The organism is Variovorax glacialis, assembly GCF_051216375.1.
GTDB lineage: Bacteria > Pseudomonadota > Gammaproteobacteria > Burkholderiales > Burkholderiaceae_C > Variovorax.
On sequence record NZ_JBPJZT010000004.1, the window covers coordinates 244,277 to 262,361 of the forward strand.

Sequence of the window (18,085 nt, forward strand, 5' to 3'; positions counted from 1 at the left end):
TACCGCGGGCTTCAGGCCCCGTCGAGTTCCCGATGGCGCTTCAGCGCCGCCCATTGCGCGCCAAAGCCGCGCGCCAGTTGCTCCACAAGGAAGACCGAGCGATGCTGGCCACCTGTGCAACCGATCGCCACGGTCACGTAGCTGCGATGGTCTCGTGCAAGTGCATCCAGCCAGCGGCCGAGAAACTGTTTGATGTCGCCGTACATGCGGGCGACGTCGTCGTGTTCGCGCAGCCAGTCGATCACAGGCGCATCGCGGCCGGTCAACGGACGCAAGGCGGGAACATAGTGCGGGTTGGGCAGCATCCGCACGTCGAACACATAGTCGGCGTCCAGCGGCACGCCGCGCTTGAACGCGAAGGATTCGAAGACCAGCGTGAGGGCGCTCTCCGGCGCCGAAATCAACGCCTTGACATAGCTCTGCAACTGCGAGGGGCGGATGATGCTCGTGTCGATGACGTCCGCGCCATCGCGCAGGTCCGCGAGCAGTTCGCGCTCGAGTTCGATGGCCTGGACCAGCACGCGTTGCTGTTCGGGCGCGTCGGTGCGACCTTCCTGCCGCGACAGGGGATGGCGACGCCGGGTTTCCGAGAAGCGGCGCACCAGTGCATCGGTGGTGGAGTCAAGAAACAGCGATCGCAACGAAACGCCTTCACGCCGAAGGCCCTCGAGCTGCTGGGGCACCAGGGGCAGGGAGACACCGCTTCGCACGTCCATCGCAATGGCGACGCGCTTGGCGCTCTGCTGCTGTTGCAGGGCGACGAAGGGTGCCAGCAGCTCGGGCGGCAGGTTGTCGACGCAGTAGTAGCCGGCATCTTCGAGCGCATGAAGCGCCACGGACTTGCCGGAGCCCGACATGCCGGTGATGAGCACCAGCTCCAGACTCATGGAGAGGTCTCCGCCGTCTTCGCGCCCAGCATTTCGCGCGCATGCGCCAGCGACGTGGCCGAGACGCGCTCGCCGCCCAGCATGCGCGCGATTTCCTGCGCGCGCGCTTCCCCGTCCAGCACGGACACGCCGCTTTCGGTGCGGGGCCCTGCCTGGCCCTTGACCGTCGTCTGGCGCTTTGCCACGACGAGGTGGTGATCCGCACAGGCGGCCACTTGCGGCAGGTGAGTGACGGCCAGCACCTGCCGGTCGCGGCCGAGCTGCTTCATCAGGCGCCCCACCGTCTCGGCCACGGCGCCGCCGACACCCGCATCGACCTCGTCGAAGATCAGCGTCTGCGCCGCCCCGAGCTCGCTGGTGGTGACGGCAATGGCCAAGGCGATGCGCGAGAGCTCGCCGCCCGACGCCACCTTGCCGATCGAGCGCGGCGTGCTTCCCGCGTGGCCGCTCACCAGGAAAGCGATGTCTTCGAGGCCAGAACGACCGGGTTGCTGCAACGGCTGCAGTTCGACTTCGAAACGGCCGCCTTTCATCCCGAGTTCCTGCATGGCCTGCGTCACCGCAAGGGCGAGCCGTGGCGCCGCCTGCTTGCGTGCCTTTCCCAGGGCCTTGGCTTCCTTCAGGTAGGCCTGCTGTGTCGATTGCTCGGCACGCTCCAACGCGTCGAGATCGCTCTGGGCGTCGAGCGCCTGGAGCTCGGCCTGCCAACCCGAGAGCAGGGCGGGCAGCTCGGCAGGCGGGCGCCGGTACCGGCGCGCAAGGGACATCCAGAGCCCCATGCGCTCGTCGAGTTCGGCGAGCTTCTCCGGATCGGTGTCGGCCTGGCGGAGGTAGCTGTGCAGCGAATGCGCGGCATCGGACGCCTGCGCCACGCTCGAGGCCAGCACTTCGCCAAGGGCCTTGAATTCGGGTTCTATGTGTTCGCAGTTCTGCAGCTGCGTCAAAGCGCGACCCAACGCGGCGAGCGCACCGCTGTCGTCGTCCTCGAGTGCGGTGGATGCGCCTTCGGCCGCGTCGATGAGCGCCTGGGCGTTGGAGATGCGCGTATGGCTCGCGGACAGTTCTTCCCACTCGTCTTCGCCGGGTGCCAGCTTCGCCACTTCGGCCACCTGCCATTGAAGGCGCTCCCGCTCGCGCTGCAGCGAATCCTGCGCGGAGCGTGCGTTCTCCAGGGCAGTGATCGCCTGCCGCCAGGCCTGCCAGCTGCCTTCAAGCGCGGAGGTGCTGACGCCGGCATAGGCGTCGAGCAAGCCGCGCACGGCGTCGGGCCGCGTGAGGCTTTGCCATGCGTGCTGGCCGTGGATGTCCAGCAGGTGGTCGCCGAGCTCGCGCAATTGCGTCGCGGTGGCCGGGCTGCCGTTGATCCAGCCGCGGCTGCGCCCTTGCAGGTCGACCGTGCGTCGCAGCAGCAAGGCATCGCCCGTCTCGAAGCCACCGTCGTCGAGCCAGCCGGCGAGCGAGGGGTCGGCGTCGAACTCGGCGCTCACGTCCAGGCGCTCCGCGCCTTCGCGCACCGAACCAGCATCCGCCCGATTGCCGAGTGCCAACTGCAGCGCATCGATCAGGATGGATTTGCCTGCTCCGGTTTCCCCGGTCAGGACGGTGAAGCCGGTGGAAAGATCGAGCTCCAGGGTGCGCACGATCACGAAATCGCGCAAGGCGATGCGGCGCAATGCCATTTCAGGAACCTCCTTCGTTCCAATGCAGTTTCTTGCGCAGGGTGTCGAAATAGCTCCAGCCCTTGGGATGCAGGAAGCGGGCGCGGTACTCCGAACGGCGCACCACGACCCGGTCGCCGATCGCCAGGGAAGCCAGGGATTGCATGTCGAAGCTGGCGCTGGCGTCGCGTCCGCCCACAAGTTCGATCGAGACCTCGTCTTCGTCCGGCAGGAGGATGGGCCGGTTGGAGAGCGTGTGGGGCGCGATTGGCACCATCACCCATCCCGGCACCGCGGGGTGCAGCAACGGGCCGCCCGCCGAGAGCGCATAGGCTGTCGAACCCGTGGCGGACGCGATGATCATGCCGTCCGCGCGCTGGTTGGCCACGAAATGGCGGCCGACCGTGACGCGCAGCTCCACCATGCCCGAGGTGGCGCCGCGATTGACCACCACGTCGTTCAGGGCAAGCGCGTCGAAGACACAGGTGCCGTCGCGCATCACCTGGGCGTGCATCAGGCTGCGGTGGTCTTCCTCGTACTCGCCGGCCAGCATCGGGATGAGCGTCGCCTGGTAGTTGTCCAGCGAAATGTCGGTGATGAAACCCAGGCGCCCCCGGTTGATGCCGATCAGCGGAACGCCGTACGGCGCAAGCTGGCGGCTGATGCCGAGCATGGTGCCGTCGCCCCCGACCACGAGCGCGAGATCGCACTCTTCGCCGATTTCCTCGACCGTCAGGGCAGGATAGGGCCCCACCTCGACATCGTCGCCTTTCGACTGCTCGACGAACACCTTGCAGCCTTGCGCCTCGAGGAAGGCGCCGATGCCTCCCATGACGTTGTCCAGCGCACCACATTGCGCCCGGGCTCCGGAAGCCTGGTATTTACCTATGAGCGCGACATGCCGAAAGCGGGAGGTCATCTACAAATTACAACATTAAAATTGCCCGATGCTGGACGACCGCGCCAAGTTGCTGCTGAAGACTCTCGTCGAGCGCTATATCGCCGAAGGGCAACCCGTCGGCTCGCGCACCTTGTCCCGTGCGTCGGGGCTCGATCTTTCGCCAGCGACCATCCGCAACGTGATGTCCGACCTCGAGGGGCTGGGGCTCATCGCGAGCCCGCACACCTCGGCGGGGCGCATTCCGACCGCGCGCGGCTATCGGCTCTTCGTCGACACCATGTTGACCGCGCAGCGCGAGCAGTTTTCCACCCCGAGCCTGGCCCCCGACCAACCGCAGAAGGTGATCGCGAACGCCGCGAACCTGCTGTCGAACCTGTCGCAGTTCGTGGGTGTCGTCATGGCGCCGCGTCGGGCGTCCGTGTTCCGGCAGATCGAGTTCCTGCGGCTCTCCGACCGCCGCCTGCTCGTCATCATCGTGTCGCCCGACGGCGATGTGCAGAACAGGGTCATCTTTCCGGAGGCCGACTATTCGCAGTCGCAACTGGTCGAGGCATCGAACTACATCAACGCCCACTATGCCGGGCTGTCGATCGAACAGGTTCGCGACCGGCTCCAGTCCGAGGTCGAGCAATTGCGCGGCGAGATTGCCGCGCTGATGCAGGCGGCCGTCCAGGTGAGTTCCGAGGTGCTGACGGAGGCGCAGGATGAGGTGGTGATCGCCGGCGAGCGCAATCTGCTGGCGGTGACCGACTTTTCGAGCGACATGAGCCATCTGCGCCGCGCGTTCGAGCTCTTCGAACAGAAGGCGCAACTGATGCGCCTGCTCGACGTGTCGAGCCAGGCGGAGGGCGTGCGCATCTTCATCGGCGGCGAAAGCCAGGTCGTGCCTTTCGACGACCTGTCGATCGTGAGCGCGAACTACGAGGTCGATGGTCAGGTGGTCGGGACGCTGGGCGTCATCGGCCCGACGCGCATGCCGTACGAGCGGATGATCCAGATCGTCGACATCACGTCGAAGCTGGTCACCAACGCGTTGAGCCACCGGAAGTAGGGCTGGGTCTCCGGCCCACTAGAATCGTCGGCGCGTGGGCCGTTAGCTCAGTTGGTTAGAGCAGCGGACTCATAATCCGTTGGTCCCTGGTTCAAGCCCAGGACGGCCTACCACCACCAGCCTCCATGGCGAAGTCGGGCGCCAGTTCGACGTCTCGGGCCATGCGCGTCCGCTTCCCTGTCCCCCTTACCCAATCGCAAGCCGGGTCATCTTGACGTTGACCGATTGACTCGTCACTATCCGCAGAGGCGGAAGCAGTAGGTCAAAACGCCACAAAAAAATACGATTGGAGGAGTGATTGAACACTCTCGGCGGCGGCAGCGGGCCCGAGATGCCCGTGCCTGCGACTTCGCGCGAAGGCGTGCCCGATTCGACAGAGTATTCCGCCGAGACCGTGCGAGTCACGATCGTCGGAGGCGGCTGTGCCGGCTTGGCGACGGCATGGCAGCTCCTCAACTTGAATGACGAACGGAAGAGGCGGCTCCGACCTGAGGCCACGCCCGAGGAGCGGCGCTCGACCGAGGGATGGCCGTTCTACGAGATCACGGTCTACGAGGCGAGCGAGCGGCTCGGCGGCAAGGGCGCGTCGGTGCGAGACGAACACGGACGCATCCTCGAGCACGGCCTGCATGTCTGGCTGGGCTTCTACGAAAACGCCTTTCGGATGATGCGGGAGTGCTACGACGAGGTCGAGAAAGCGCGGCGCAAGCCGGATCCGAAGTTCGCGATCGGTCCGCTGCCGCACGACCGCTTCGTCGATGCATTTGCGCCCGAGCCTCACATCGGCGTGGCCAGCCGACATGGCGGCGCGTGGGAGGTCTGGACCGCATTCCTTCCGCCGATGAAGGGACAGCCCGGCGACCCGATGGATGCGGCCACCAACCCTTTCAGCCTCTGGGGTTACCTGGCGCGGGCCTTGGCGCTCGCCAAGTCGCTGATGCAGAGCGTGCTGGCCCCAGCGCGCACCGAGCAGGGAAGCGAGCGACGCGGCCCGCGTGCGCGCTCCGCGCTGGACGAGGCGGTCGAACTCGACTTCTCGTTCGACCCCTCCGATGCGCCGGACGTCCTGATCGAGCGCCTGACCGTGCTGGCCCGGGGCGCGTTACTGACCTCCGCCGCAGGCCTTCTCCAGGCCGCCAGCTTCGTCGAAAGCTGGCTGCGCGAACAGAACCCGGCACCGCAGATCAGTTCGTCGATCCTGAAATTCATCGAGGCCCTGGCGACCAATGCGCGGCGTCAACTTCAGGACGTCGTCCTGATCGACGAGGAAGTGCGCCGGAAGACGGAGATTCTCGATCTGCTGATGACCATCCTCATCGGCCTGTACCGTGACCGCGTCTTCTTCGACCCGCGTGGCCTCGACGTCATCGACGGCATCGACTACCGGGACTGGCTGCAGAAGCACGGCGCGACGACCGGAGCGCTCGATTCGCCGCTCGTCTGCGGCATCTACGACCTGGTGTTCGCCTACCGCAATGGCGACCACCGCAAGCCTTCGCTCTCGGCCGCGCAGGCCCTTCGCGGGGCGATGCGCATGTTCTTCACCTACCGGGGTTCGATGTTCTGGCGTCTCCGATCCGGCATGGGCGACGCGATCTTCGCGCCCCTGTACCGTGTGATGAAGGCACGCGGCGTGAGCTTCAAGTTCCTCCATCCGCTGGTGGGTGTGGAGTTCGACTTCGAGGGCCGCCAGCCTCGGGTGACATCGTTGAGATTCAAACCCGGGGGAGATCCGCAAGCGCTGGAAGGCTCACCGCTCGATGCGAAAGGATGCTGGCCGCAGAAGCGGGCCGAGGCTTTCGGTCCGGAGAAGGCAGCGGAGGACTGTCCCGCGTTCGAATTGAATCAGGACGACTTCGATGCCGTGGTGCTGGCCGTCGGCAAGGATGACTTCGTCGAGGCATGCAAAAAATCCACGCAGGATCCGTTCAAGCAATTGCCTGCGTGGAAACTCATGGACAAGCACGTGAAGACCGTGGGCACGCGCTCCGCGCAGGTATGGATGTCGAAGGATGTCGAAGAGCTTGGCTGGGACCGCGGCCCGGTGATCGTCGCTGGCCTGGACGCCCCGCTTCGCGACGGCAGCAAAAAGGTTTCGCGTCGCTACGAGACCTGGGCCGACATGACGCACATCCTCGCGGCGGAGCGGGCTCATCGGCCCGGCGGTCAAAAGCCGGGCGCCGACAAGATCAGGTCGATCTCGTATTTCTGCGGCGTCGTGCCCGACGAGAAACATCGCGCCGACCTCGGCCGCACCGAAGGTCTGGAAGAGGAACTGGAGGGCTTCCTGAGGACGCGCATGAAGACCCTTTGGCCCGAGGCCTACGCCGACAAGCAGACACCGCTGGACTCGCTGGTTTCCGCCGACGGAACCAAGCAGGGCGGCATATCCGACCAGTACGTGCGCGACAACAGCGCGCCGCGCGATCGCTACACGCAGTCCCTGCCGGGCAGTGGCACGGCTCGCATCTCGCCGCTCGATCCCGGGATCGCCAACATGACGGTGGCCGGCGATTGGACGGATTGCGGCTTCAACGGGGGCTGTGTCGAGGCGGCGGTCATGTCGGGCATGCTCGCCGCGCACGCGATCAGCGGCCGTCTCGATCCCAACATGATCGTCGGATACCACCATCCATGAGCACAGACTGGAAGCGGCCGGTTCTCCCGGTCACCCGACCCAATCGCAACTTCGGTGGCGTGTATCGCAGCGCCGAGGGCGAACAAGCGGGCGAGACCTTCGGCGGCGTGCCGATGCAGACGACCTCCGACGCGGTCATTGCGGCTGTCCAGCTGGGCTACAAGGTTGCCGATGCCCAACTGTCCCGGGGACGCCGGCTCGCAAGCCATCTCGGCGGGGCGGCGAGCCGAGCCGGCGTCAAGAGTGCGGCGCAGCCGGTCGACGCGACCGAGCGGCTCATGAAGCGGGCCATGCTGCTGATGATCGAATGGTTCGAAGGCGCGGCCGGGGACCCGCAGAGCGCGCTGCGCCGCGTGATGAGGGCGGAGTACGACGCGCTCGGATCGGCGTTCGGCCTGACCAGGAAGGGCGCCGGCAAGTCCGCCCATCGCGACGGGGCTTCGCCTGACAAGGAGAAGGAGCGCACACAGGATGCGCCTCCGTCATCGGCTGCGCCGACGTCTGCGTACGCGTCGCGGACTTCCCAGGCGCAGGTGCAGGCCATGCAGGTGCGCCACGGGGAGAAATCCGTCAGGCGCTTCGTGCGCGTGCTCGACGTCGAATGGATTTCCGTGCACGACGCGGCACGCACGGACCTGCTGTTCCATCACGGCTCGGCGCTCGATGCCGAGCCTCTCGAAGCTTCACTGGTGCGCGAAAAGGACGCAACGGTGCTCGTCGTCACGACGACGGCGAAGAATCCACCGGGTGTCTGGAGTGCGGCGGTGTGCGCTGCCGATGGCACGCAGGTGGGCTTCATCGAGATCAGGCTATGAGAGATCACCCCCAGGCTTGCCCACTTCGTGTGGCCGCCAACCCCCTCTCCGGGGGCAACCCCGGCGGACCGGCGGAGCCGGTTCCGCGGGGTTTCTGGGCTTGGTCGCATCGTTTTATGCGTCAGGGGTCACGACGCGATCGTGGGGGGCACTGAGATGGCTGCTGTTTTTGGGGAGCGCCCGGCGTTCGAGGCGGTCGACGACAGCCTGGTGCAGGAAGTGCTCGACGAGTATGGGTCGCTGGTCCGGCGACAGGTCAAGCGCTGGCTGCCTACGAATGCGCCGCGCAGCTATCTCGACGAACTGCTCGCGGACTATCCGCGCCGTGGCGGCAAGATGCTGCGGCCCTGCATCTGTCTTGCGACGGCACGGCTCTTCGGTGCGGATCTTGAGGACGCCGTGGCTTCGGCCGTCTCGATCGAGCTGCTGCACAACGCGCTGCTGATCCACGACGACATCGAAGACGAGAGCGATCAGCGCCGCGGCTCGCCGACGCTGCATGCTCTGCACGGCGTACCGCTGGCGCTCAACGCGGGCGACGCGCTCGGGTTGCTGAGCCTGGCGCCGTTGAAGGCGAACTTCGAGCGACTGGGGATGTCGCTGGCGCTGCAGATTTTCGAGGAGACCGAACGGACGGCCTGGGCGAGTGCCGAAGGCCAGGCGCTGGAGCTCGGATGGCAGCGCGAGTCGCGGCTCGATGTCAGCGAAGAGGACTACCTCACGATGGTGTTGCTCAAGACGTGCTGGCTGGCCTTCATCCACCCGTTGAGAGTGGGCTGCCTGATCGGATCGCGCGGCCGCTACGACGTCGATCGGCTGGTGCGGCTCGGCAACTTCATCGGCAGCGCGTTCCAGATTCAGGACGACCTGTTGAATCTTGACAGTGGCGCGAGCTACGGCAAGGAGGCCGACGGCGACCTGCGCGAAGGCAAGCGAACGCTGATGATCATTCACGCGCTCGAACATGCGCCGCGCGCCGATCGCCTGCGCCTGGAGCGCTTTCTGCGACTCGCGCGAGAGGCGCGCAGCGTGGACGAAATCCAGTGGGCGCACGACCTGATCGTCCGCTGCGGCTCGATGGCGCATGCGCGGGGCGTCGCGGCAGGCATGGCCGGCGCCGCGCTGTGCGAATTCGAGCGCTGTTTCCCCGACCAGGCGCCCAGTCGCGACCTGAGCTTCTTGCGTGCGATGCCGACATGGGTGCTGCAGCGCGTCCATTGAGCCTGCGGTCCCCACGCGTCATCTCTGGAGGCATTTGCCATGTTTCAACAGATCCTGCTCTACGGTGCCAACGGGTTTTCCGGACGCATCGTCGCGGAGGCCGCTGCCAGGAAATGGAAGGATGAGGGCAGCAGGTTCGAACTCCTGCTGGGTGGACGCGATGTCCACGCGCTGGCCCGAATGGGGCGCGAGCTCGGCGTGCAGACAAGGGTCGTCGCGCTGGATGACGATCAAGGTCTGGATGCGGTGCTTGGCGGCAGCGGCATGTTCGCTGTCATCAATGCCGCGGGGCCATTCGAAGCGACGGCGATTCCGCTCGTGAAGGCGGCGCTGCGCAACCGGTGCCACTACGTCGACATCAACGGCGAGGCGGACGTCTACCGGCGTCTTGATGACTTCGGCTACATCGCCAGGCAGTGCGGTGTGGCACTGGTCGGCGGCGCCGGCCACTGCGCGACCACATCCAACGTCATGCTCGCGTCGGCCCTCAAGAAGCTCGCCGAGGAACGCGTCAAGGAGATCGGAACCGTCCGGATCGCGTACTCCCACGTCAAGTACGTGTCGCGTGGCAGCGCGCAGACCGCATGGCGCTCCATCCGCGAGCGGACGATGGTCGTGCGCTCGGTCGTGAAGGAGCAGGACAAATCGAAGAGGGCGCTACAGAAGCAGGGGCTGCAATCTCAGGCCACGTCCGAGCGTGAGTACCAGCTTGAGTACGAACCGAGCGGCAAGATCGAACGCGAGTTCGACTTCGGCGACGTTTCGAAGCAGGAGGCGCGCTGCGGCCAGCGTTCGCCGCGCCGCATTGCCATGCTGGTGAACCTGCTGGACCTGCTCACCGCCCGCGTCACACTGGCCCGCAACACGGACATCCTCGGGCACCGCATCGAGAGCTTCATCGAAATGCCCGAAGGGGCGCGCATCTTCGTGCAGCTGGGTGCCTTTTCGGCGCCGCTGTATGCCTTGCCGGCGTGGCGCCGGCTGGTTCGCGCCCAGGTGGACATGCTGCCCGAAGGGCCGAACGCACAGGAGCGAAAGGAAGATCGCCACACGGTGCTTCTCCAGATCGACGACGGTGCTGGGCGCACCCTGATCGACTGGCGCATGGAGACGCCTGATCCCTACGACTACACCGCCGACTGCGTGATCGGGGTGGTCGAAGGCCTGAGCAAGAAGAACCCGGTCGGGTGGTGCACGCCTGCGGAGATGTTCGACATCGGGGTTTCGCCCATGCAGACGTCGGAGGATCTGTTCGTCAGATGCGAATTCCAGGACCGCAGCGTGTCTGTCCCGGAGGTGCAGTCATGAACAAGGACGCCGACACCGAACACTTCTGGTACGGCGTGATGACGACAACAAAGAAGACGGGGGCGGAGGCCTACGCCGTTGCGGTCGATGTCATTCGCGACCGGAAAAGGCCGAAGGCGATGGCAGTCCTCATCTCGAGCGTGAAGGACGAGAATGAACGCGTCCTGGAGTGCAGGTTTGGTTTGACGAATGTCGTCGCCTGGGGCGATGCGTTTCGCGCGCGCGGCATTCCCGCCGCCGAGACCCTGATTACCTTGCATCCCGCCAGCAACTCGATGACGGTCCGGGCGCCGCTCAGGGCGATGACCGGCGACGAGCCCGAAGATCCCGAGGCGCCTGTGCTCATCACGCTCTCGGGCGTGCGGTTCTGCGAGACAGACAGTGTCGTTGCGAGTCGCGAGTCCTTTCCCGTCGTCTATTCGACGATGGCGCTCTCTCCGGCAGTCGGATCGCCCGACAGGGAAGTCTTTGCCCTCGCCGAGACCGTTCACACCTTGCGCGACTCGCTGGCAAGGTTGGAGAGCGTTGTTTCGATGCAGGTGCACGACACCATCCTGCCAGAGCTGAAGGCCTTTTCAGGAGAGCACTTCGAGTTGTCGCTTGCCTGGTCAGGTGTCCTGAATGACAGGCTTGAGCAGGTTCTTCAGCGACAGCCCGGCCAGACGCCAAAGCCGCGTCAGGCAGGTTATGCCGGAGGGACCAGGCATTCGCCACCACCCGCGGCTGCGCATCCGCCTGCGCCCATCCCCGCGCCGGCATGGACACGCCAGCCCAAGCCCTATTCCGCGACTGGCTACCGGTTCACCGATGTCGAGTTCGTCGGCATGCGGGTTGATCTGAGACCTTATGGCTCCGACGCCGACGATCTGCTCGAGGACCTGATCAGGCCTTTGAACTTCCATCTCGACGCGCCCGATCCCGCGGATGCCATGTCGTTCAAGTACCGGCCCGCGGCCCGGTCGCTGGTGATCGAGCTGGTGCGCTACGGCCGGATGTACTGGGGCAAGGACGTTCCGACCGACGAGCCGGACTACTTCGAGTCCCAGTTCGAACTCCTCATGCGCGTGCTGGTCGGCCGCGTCGACGACGGGAGTGCGCAGGCGCGCGATCCCGCGGTGTTCGTGCCGGCCATCTTTGTCGACAACCCGTGGTCGAAGCTGATCGGACGGGAGTATCAGGGGTTCGAGAAGCGCATGGCGCGCTTCGTCGACAAACGGGGGGATGCGGTGCTTTCGACGTCCTCGGGCGGACGGGACAGGGGCTCGCCCCTGTTCGACATCGCGGGGATCGAACAACTGGCCTCACTCGCACCGGGGACGCCGGGTGTTCGCATCGCCGACATCGAGCTGCCGCCCATCCCTGCGGATTGGTATTGCAATGCCGAGCCGGTCGATTCGTTCGGCGTGTCTCTCGCCGCGGGTCCCCGATGGCGGCAAAGCGACTTCTCGCATCGGGAATTCAGGAGGTCGTTCGCCCGTGACGTGCTCGCCGACGGCCTGGACAGCTTTCATTCCATCCAGGTGGCTGCCATCGACAACCGCCCGCTGCCGTTTGCATGGATCACGGGGACCTTCACGCTTCAGGGCTTGCGGGCGATATTCCCGAGAGGGGTCGCTACGCTGACCCTCAAGGATCATGAAAGTCTGCCTTGTGCGTTCAGGCAGTTGTGCCGACTCATGCAGGGCGAGCCCATCACCATGCCGACAGGCGACTGGTACGTCGGCAAATCCTCAGTGGACCTGAAGGTGGACGACGGGCTCGTTTGAGGTCAACGTGGCAGCCGCCACGCCTGCCTCGAAATGGGCAAGCATCACCCGGACGAACTCCGGATCTTCCGGTACGGGCACGGTGCCGTCGAGGACCCCCAGCACCAGTTGCGCGGCGTCGCGATAGCTCGCGTCATCCAGCAGGCGGAGCAGCAGGGCGGAAGCCCGGAGTGCGACGGTCAATGAGCCCTGCGCGCGGGCATGCATGATCGCCTTCCGCAGATACATGGCTGCGCGCCTGCGGTCATCCTCGAGCTGCGCCAGGAGAACGCCCAACTCGCCGGCCATGTAGCTTTCCTCGCCTTGCTCGGCGCGCTGCAGGCCGTGTTCGGCCACCGCGCGCGCGCCCTCGCGATCGCCCGCGGAGATGAGCGACAAGGCGATCCCCCACGAGTAGTAGGTGGCGCTGACTTCGGCACCGGCGTCCATGAAGGCCTTGTGCAGGTACTGCAAGGTCCCCACCGATTCAGGCGCTGTGCCGAGTGCGCCCTGGGCCATGCACAGTTGCATCATCCCGGCCGGGATCCACGTCTGGAAGCCCCGCTCCTGCGCGATCGCGAGGCCTGCCGTGGCAAGTTCCGCCGCATGCGTGAAGCGGCGCTGCAGGAGTCGCGATGCCGCAAGCCAAATCTTTCCGTAGCTGTTGTCGAACGGACTCTTCAGCCTCGACAGGTGTTCCTCGAGTGCCGACGCCGCTCGCTCCGCCGCCAGGAGGTCGCCGCGCATCCAGGCGGTGGTCGTCATCATCGCCCACGCCGCGGTCGCGGGTTCCTGCACGTTCGGGTAGGTGAAGCTGTTGCCTTTTTCCGTCTGGTAGAGCTTCAGGCAGCGGTCCAGGCGTTCCTGGCTTTCGTCGAGCCGGCCCAGGTAGGCCAGCGGGTAGGCGCCAAATGCGAGTGCGTCGATCAGCAGATCGAGGCGGCCGGAGCGTTCGGCCAGGCGGATGCACGATTGCGCGAGTTCTTCCGACCGGACGATGCGGCCGCGCACCAGGTAGTGCGTGCCGCTTCCGCGGATGACGGGGTAGGCATCTTCGGGCGGCGTCGTGTCATCGCAAAGCGACATGGCCTCGGCGAAGGCCTGTTCGACCTCGGGGGCCGTGTACCCCCGCGTGGCAGTGAGCGAATGCCCCAATTGCGAGAGCAGCGCGCGGCGCAGCGAACGCTGGGCCCGCGCGTCGCCGATCTGCTCGGCGACATTCAACCCCGACTTGGCGTGGCCGATGGATTCCTCGTAGGCCGCGCGCCCGGCGGTCATGCGGCTCGCGTCGATGAGCGTCTGAGCTGCACGTTCGCTCTGGCCGGCCTGGGCATAGTGGTGAGCGAGCAGGTCGAGCGGGACCTCGCCCGGCGCATCACCTTCGTTGGCCTGCAGCAGGTCGGCGGCCCGGGCGTGCAATCGCTGCCGGTCGCCACGCAACAAGGTCTGGTAGACGGCGTCGTGGATGAGCGCATGCCGGAAACGCAGTGCGCCATAGGACGCAGCGCTCGTGGCGATGAGGATGCCTTCCTCGATGAGTCTGCCGATCGGCCCCGCCATGTCGCCGCTCTCGTCGGCCAGCCGGACGAGCAGGTGCGGCGAAAACTCGCGGCCCAGCACCGCGGCGGACTGAACAAGCGCCCTCAGCGCGGGCATCCGGTCGAGTCGGGCTTGAATCAATGTCTGCAGGGTGCCCGGAATCTCTGCGACTGATCCGGCGTTTTTCTCCAGGGCAGCCCTGGTCAATTCCTCCAGGAAGAGCGGGTTCCCCTCGCCGCGCGACACCAGGCTGTCGACAGCGCTTTGCGCGATGGCCCCGCCAGAAGCGAGGTGCTGCACGAGCTTGCGTGATTCCTCGCCGTCCAGGGGTTCGAGATCCTTGCGCACGACATGCGGCAGCGCCTCGAGGAAGGTGCCGGCTTCGTCGCGCCGTGTCACCAGAATCATCAGCCGTTGATTGGCGGAGCCTTCGATCACCCGCTGGAGCACCAACGCGGTCGTGGCGTCGCACCAGTGCAGGTCCTCGACGATGAGCAGCACCGGGCGGCGGTCGGTGAGCGTGTGCATCAGCCAGACGAGCAGCTTGACGGTGTTCTCGCGCTCGAGTTCGGGGCTGTCCTCGCCCGTCGTGCCCGACGCCTGCGGCCACAGGACGGGGCGCAGGTAACGCAGTGCGTTCTCCGGTATGTCGGCGGCAACTGCCCCGGCGAGCAGCAGGCGCGTTTTGTCCAGTATGGTGGCCTCGTCATCGCTCGGTTGCACATCCGCAAGGCGACGCAGAAGCACGCCGAGCGGATACAGCGGTGCGTTCTGCATTCGCTGGGTGCAATGGAGGTCGATGTGCTGAACCTGCTCCTCGGCGAGCGATTGCTCGAGCGCTCGCGCAACGCGCGACTTGCCCACGCCGGCTTCGCCGACGAGTTCGATCACTTGCGGATTTCCTTCGGAGGCCAGCCGCCATTGCGCGGCGAGTTCCGCGAGCAGTGTCTCGCGCCCGATCAACTGGCTGGCCCCTTGCCCCTTGCGCAGCGCTTCGAAGCGCGACAGTGACGGCAACTCGGCCGACGCGCGCCAGGCGGTCACCGGCTCAGGGAATCCGGCCAGGCGTAGATCACCCATCGGATGCAGTTCGAAGCGCTGCCCCACCAGGCGACGGGTCTGGTCGCACAGCACGACGCCGCTCGGCGGTGCGGAGGAGACAAGGCGCGCCGCAAGATGCGCGACGGGCCCGGTCACCGACTGTTCGTCGATCGCCGCGCCATCGATCATTTCGCCCATCACGACGGTGCCCGATGCGATGCCGACCCGCATTTCGAGAACGGCGGGTGGCGGTGCGATCACCGAGCGGATCGAGTGGACGAAGTCGATGCCGGCACGCACGGCCGACTCGGCGGAGTCCTCCTGCACGGCGGGATACCCGAAGACGACAAAAGCCCCGTCGCCGACGAATCGCACGATGTACCCGGAATGGCGGCGCGAGACTTCGCGGACAACGCGATGAATCGACGAGAAAACGAGTCTCAGGTCATCCGGGTCCAGCACGTTGGCGAGTCGTGTCGACTGCACGAGGTCGCAGAACAGGACGGTGCCCTGGCGCAACTCGGGACGTTCGATCGACGTCGTGGGGAGCGCCGCGCCACATTGGTCGCAATAGCGCGCAGAAGCACGGGACTCGGAACCGCATCGCGGGCACAGCGTGGACATGTCGCGACGGAGCCTTTCAAGCAGCATCGGCAGTGATTGATCACCTTTCGAGCGCGCATGTTAACTAACGCGGCGCATGTAGAACTTACATACTAACACCCGCATAAGTCAAGATAACGCTGGGCGTCGCTGCGCTCGACCCGCCGTTGACCTGAAGCCGCGTTAAGCCGAAGAATTTCGGGTGCTCTGAGAAGGGTCCGAAATGGATGCTATACTCGCAAGCTGTGCGGCTGTAGCTCAGTTGGATAGAGTACTTGGCTACGAACCAAGGGGTCGTGGGTTCAATTCCTGCCAGCCGCACCACTCTTCGAAATGGCCTGAAGGTTTTCACCTTCAGGCCATTTTTCTTTGCGCAAGACCTTTCGGCTCGATTACCCCATCAGAACCGGATTACGACGCGCCTCATCGATGCGCCGCTGCCGCACTGCTTCGCGACACTGCCCGACGCGTGCCGCCTTGGGCTCCGCACATCGATTGTTGACGCATACGGCGCGCGCAAAGAAGCTCAGCCCGCTGCATCCCGCCAGAACATCTTGCCGTTGCCGGCCTGATCCAGCCCCAGTGTCCTTCGTACGGGACGGACTCGACTTCGCCACGCGGGGCAGCGCCGACCCACCATTCAAGACGTGATTGGTGTCGTCCTGCTCCATGACTTCAGTCTGTACTTCGGTCGACGGCGGCCCCGCATTCCCGTCGGTTTCCTCACGGCCGATAGTCCTTCTGGCAGTCAGCAGCTCCGAGACCAACCTGTCCTGTGAAGAGCCGACTGCAATTGGAACTGGCGCGACCGAAACGGACAAGGGCAACGTCTTGGCGTTTGCGGCACCCGAGTCGGGGTTCTCGAATTCCAGTTGATGCCACGCGCCGAAGCTCGCGAACAGGATCATCGGTGGGACCAGAACCATGGTCAAAACTTTGCGCAGTGCGCGGGCGTCCGACGATGTAGTACGGGCCGGCTTGAAAGGTTCAGACACTGTGTCCTCCTCGCTGGGCGGAGAGATCTTCCCTCCGCAGGTCCTGCAGCGAACCGCATACTGGCTGTTGACGGTTCGGCAGAATTCGCAAGCAGCGTAGTCGGACTTTTCGCGCTGCACCAGCATCTTGAAGAAGTCCCCCACTTGCGCATAGGAAACCGCTTGCACCGTAGCGGGCCAGACAGCGGGCCAAATGGAATTCGCGGTGGTCGCCAACATGCTGGACTCCTGGTGATCGGTTGAGAAATTCCCGCCGTTTCACGCCCGAGCGCGGGTGCTTGAAGGGCCCTTGGACAGGTCTGACCGCATCGGACAGGCAACGCCCGCCCATGCCCGATCCTGTCGGATTCCTTGGAAAGCTTTTGTCGTACGCCTGGCGCGCCTCGTTTGTAAGACGGCAACTGAAGATGAAGGTCAAGAAACGCCGAGGCGGGGCGCTCTTTTCACCGAGCCAGCAACACTACTGCCGGCATGGCCGCTTCTGCCCGGCCCAATTCCCGGGGGTAATAATGAGCCGCGGCGACGCCAGGGGCCGCTTCGGGACTTCGCTGCGCCGCCCGTCGAGGCAGGCCGGCCGCATTCACAGCCTGGCGCTCATGGGGACGATCACGATGAGTGCATTGCATATGTTCCTGCCGGCTTCCGAGCCCGCTCGCAGCGAGGCATTGGCCCAGCTGAAGAAAACCCATCATGTGCCGCGCCACCTCGTCAGGGGGATCGCACGTGGTGATCTGGGCAAACGGGCGTTGGCAATTTCGGACGATGTTCCGCAGGTCCAGCAGGAGGCGCCCCCACAGGAACCGCAATCGCTCGATCCGCCTGCGCCCGTCCAGGCGACCTGAAGCTCGCCTACTGCGCAGTGCGCAAGCGCGACCTGCCGATACCCGGTCAGAACGAACCCCCACCGGAGCCGGTGCCGGGGCAGAACGAGCCGAATCCGCAGAAGCCCGACGGCGACGAACCGACGCTGCCGAGACCATCCGACCCTGCCGGTCCTGACGTCCGGCCGACTGCGGCCGCCCGTGGCGCGTCGGCACACGGAGGCGTCGCTCGCGTCCGCTGCCTGTGATACAACCGCCGCCGGGCCCGCCATGGGCCGCTGTGAGCAATGAGCAAGGCATTCACCAAAGAAAGCGACACGGACGACGATGACGGCGGCGAGGGCGCCTTGCCGCCGTTGCCAGCGGGCGGCAAGAACTACATGACGCCCGCCGGCTATGCCCGACTGCGCTCTGAACTGCTTCAGCTGATGGATGAGGATCGTCCCAAGGTGGTCGAAGCGGTCCACTGGGCGGCCAAGAACGGTGATCGCTCGGAAAACGGGGACTATCTCTATGGCAAGAAGCGGCTGCGCGAAATCGACCGCCGGATCCGCTTCCTGACGAAGCGGCTCGAAGTCGCGGAGGTCACCGATCCTTCCGTGCACCACGGGAGCGACCAGGTGTTCTTCGGCTCCACGGTGCGCTACGCCGACGAAACCGGCGAGGAGCGCGAAGTCACCATCCTGGGCATCGACGAGGCGGACAGCGCGCAAGCGCAGGTCAGCTGGATTTCGCCGATCGCACGCGCATTGCTGAAGTCGCGGGAAGGCGATGTCGTCAAGCTCGCGACGCCGGGCGGCGTGCACGAGATCGAAGTGCTGTCGGTGAGCTACCCGCTGTCTTCGAACGGCGCCGCCTGAGC

At 65.6% G+C, this 18,085-nt stretch carries 13 protein-coding genes and 2 tRNA genes; 10 read left to right on the top strand and 5 right to left on the bottom strand.

The window, feature by feature from the left end; genetic code table 11:
- Positions 1 to 11 precede the first annotated feature (11 nt).
- The 3 genes from rapZ to ACSFBL_RS12855 are packed head-to-tail and all read right to left on the bottom strand — an operon-like array spanning position 12 to position 3,464.
- On the bottom strand, positions 12 to 887 hold the full coding sequence (rapZ, locus tag ACSFBL_RS12845; RefSeq protein ID WP_435516169.1) for an RNase adapter RapZ: 876 nt from the start codon (positions 885 to 887) through the stop codon (positions 12 to 14).
- The gene (gene recN, locus ACSFBL_RS12850; protein ID WP_435516170.1) at positions 884 to 2,566 is read right to left on the bottom strand and encodes a DNA repair protein RecN; all 1,683 of its coding nucleotides are present in this window, start codon (positions 2,564 to 2,566) and stop codon (positions 884 to 886) included. Before recN ends, rapZ begins: the two co-directional genes overlap by 4 nt.
- Before the next feature lies 1 nt (position 2,567).
- The gene (locus tag ACSFBL_RS12855) at positions 2,568 to 3,464 is read right to left on the bottom strand and encodes an NAD kinase (RefSeq protein ID WP_435516171.1); all 897 of its coding nucleotides are present in this window, start codon (positions 3,462 to 3,464) and stop codon (positions 2,568 to 2,570) included.
- Positions 3,465 to 3,492: 28 nt separating this feature from the next.
- Here ACSFBL_RS12855 and hrcA point away from each other — a divergent pair, with 28 nt between their 5' ends.
- The 7 genes from hrcA to ACSFBL_RS12890 all read left to right on the top strand — a co-directional run bounded on the left by hrcA (position 3,493) and on the right by ACSFBL_RS12890 (position 12,245).
- Entirely contained in the window at positions 3,493 to 4,497 is a 1,005-nt protein-coding gene (gene hrcA, locus ACSFBL_RS12860) for a heat-inducible transcriptional repressor HrcA (RefSeq protein WP_435516172.1), read from the top strand.
- Positions 4,498 to 4,533: 36 nt separating this feature from the next.
- Positions 4,534 to 4,610, top strand: a tRNA-Ile gene (locus ACSFBL_RS12865).
- A 185-nt stretch (positions 4,611 to 4,795) separates the two neighbouring features.
- Positions 4,796 to 7,135 (top strand): FAD-dependent oxidoreductase, encoded by a 2,340-nt coding sequence (locus tag ACSFBL_RS12870; RefSeq protein ID WP_435516173.1) that lies wholly within the window; start codon positions 4,796 to 4,798, stop codon positions 7,133 to 7,135.
- Positions 7,132 to 7,950 (top strand): hypothetical protein, encoded by an 819-nt coding sequence (locus ACSFBL_RS12875; RefSeq protein WP_435516174.1) that lies wholly within the window; start codon positions 7,132 to 7,134, stop codon positions 7,948 to 7,950. Before ACSFBL_RS12870 ends, ACSFBL_RS12875 begins: the two co-directional genes overlap by 4 nt.
- A gap of 156 nt (positions 7,951 to 8,106) precedes the next feature.
- Positions 8,107 to 9,171 (top strand): polyprenyl synthetase family protein, encoded by a 1,065-nt coding sequence (locus tag ACSFBL_RS12880; protein WP_435516175.1) that lies wholly within the window; start codon positions 8,107 to 8,109, stop codon positions 9,169 to 9,171.
- A 39-nt stretch (positions 9,172 to 9,210) separates the two neighbouring features.
- A complete protein-coding gene (locus ACSFBL_RS12885) occupies positions 9,211 to 10,479 on the top strand; it encodes a saccharopine dehydrogenase NADP-binding domain-containing protein (RefSeq protein ID WP_435516176.1) in 1,269 nt (422 codons plus the stop codon).
- Positions 10,476 to 12,245 carry a hypothetical protein gene (locus ACSFBL_RS12890; protein ID WP_435516177.1) on the top strand — a complete coding sequence of 590 codons (1,770 nt, stop codon included), beginning with the start codon at positions 10,476 to 10,478 and terminating at the stop codon, positions 12,243 to 12,245. The genes ACSFBL_RS12885 and ACSFBL_RS12890 overlap by 4 nt, the downstream gene beginning before the upstream one ends.
- Here ACSFBL_RS12890 and ACSFBL_RS12895 read toward each other — a convergent pair.
- Entirely contained in the window at positions 12,210 to 15,428 is a 3,219-nt protein-coding gene (locus ACSFBL_RS12895) for an ATP-binding protein (protein ID WP_435516178.1), read from the bottom strand. The genes ACSFBL_RS12890 and ACSFBL_RS12895 overlap by 36 nt on opposite strands.
- A gap of 226 nt (positions 15,429 to 15,654) precedes the next feature.
- Between ACSFBL_RS12895 and ACSFBL_RS12900 the strand changes: the two genes are divergently transcribed.
- Positions 15,655 to 15,731 (top strand) — tRNA-Arg (locus ACSFBL_RS12900).
- A 68-nt stretch (positions 15,732 to 15,799) separates the two neighbouring features.
- On the opposite strand, the gene ACSFBL_RS12905 is transcribed toward ACSFBL_RS12900, so the two are convergent.
- Positions 15,800 to 16,621: a hypothetical protein gene (locus ACSFBL_RS12905; RefSeq protein ID WP_435516179.1), complete on the bottom strand. Its 822-nt coding sequence runs from the start codon at positions 16,619 to 16,621 to the stop codon at positions 15,800 to 15,802.
- Positions 16,622 to 16,731: 110 nt separating this feature from the next.
- Here ACSFBL_RS12905 and ACSFBL_RS12910 point away from each other — a divergent pair, with 110 nt between their 5' ends.
- Both ACSFBL_RS12910 and greB read left to right on the top strand, forming a co-directional pair.
- Positions 16,732 to 17,244, top strand: a complete 513-nt coding sequence (locus ACSFBL_RS12910; RefSeq protein ID WP_435516180.1) for a hypothetical protein — start codon at positions 16,732 to 16,734, stop codon at positions 17,242 to 17,244.
- A gap of 266 nt (positions 17,245 to 17,510) precedes the next feature.
- Complete coding sequence (greB, locus tag ACSFBL_RS12915) at positions 17,511 to 18,083, top strand: transcription elongation factor GreB (protein ID WP_435516181.1); 573 nt, start codon at positions 17,511 to 17,513, stop codon at positions 18,081 to 18,083.
- Positions 18,084 to 18,085 lie beyond the last annotated feature (2 nt).

Bases quoted from the DNA above. Each gene is read 5' to 3' on its own strand.
- ACSFBL_RS12875 (WP_435516174.1), top strand. From the start codon at position 7,132: ATGAGCACAGACTGGAAGCGGCCGGTTCTCCCGGTCACCCGACCCAAT.
- hrcA (WP_435516172.1), top strand. From the start codon at position 3,493: ATGCTGGACGACCGCGCCAAGTTGCTGCTGAAGACTCTCGTCGAGCGC.
- ACSFBL_RS12910 (WP_435516180.1), top strand. From the start codon at position 16,732: ATGCCCGATCCTGTCGGATTCCTTGGAAAGCTTTTGTCGTACGCCTGG.
- ACSFBL_RS12885 (WP_435516176.1), top strand. From the start codon at position 9,211: ATGTTTCAACAGATCCTGCTCTACGGTGCCAACGGGTTTTCCGGACGC.
- ACSFBL_RS12895 (WP_435516178.1), bottom strand. From the start codon at position 15,428: ATGTCCACGCTGTGCCCGCGATGCGGTTCCGAGTCCCGTGCTTCTGCG.
- ACSFBL_RS12890 (WP_435516177.1), top strand. From the start codon at position 10,476: ATGAACAAGGACGCCGACACCGAACACTTCTGGTACGGCGTGATGACG.
- ACSFBL_RS12905 (WP_435516179.1), bottom strand. From the start codon at position 16,621: ATGTTGGCGACCACCGCGAATTCCATTTGGCCCGCTGTCTGGCCCGCT.
- greB (WP_435516181.1), top strand. From the start codon at position 17,511: ATGAGCAAGGCATTCACCAAAGAAAGCGACACGGACGACGATGACGGC.
- rapZ (WP_435516169.1), bottom strand. From the start codon at position 887: ATGAGTCTGGAGCTGGTGCTCATCACCGGCATGTCGGGCTCCGGCAAG.
- recN (WP_435516170.1), bottom strand. From the start codon at position 2,566: ATGGCATTGCGCCGCATCGCCTTGCGCGATTTCGTGATCGTGCGCACC.
- ACSFBL_RS12855 (WP_435516171.1), bottom strand. From the start codon at position 3,464: ATGACCTCCCGCTTTCGGCATGTCGCGCTCATAGGTAAATACCAGGCT.
- ACSFBL_RS12880 (WP_435516175.1), top strand. From the start codon at position 8,107: ATGGCTGCTGTTTTTGGGGAGCGCCCGGCGTTCGAGGCGGTCGACGAC.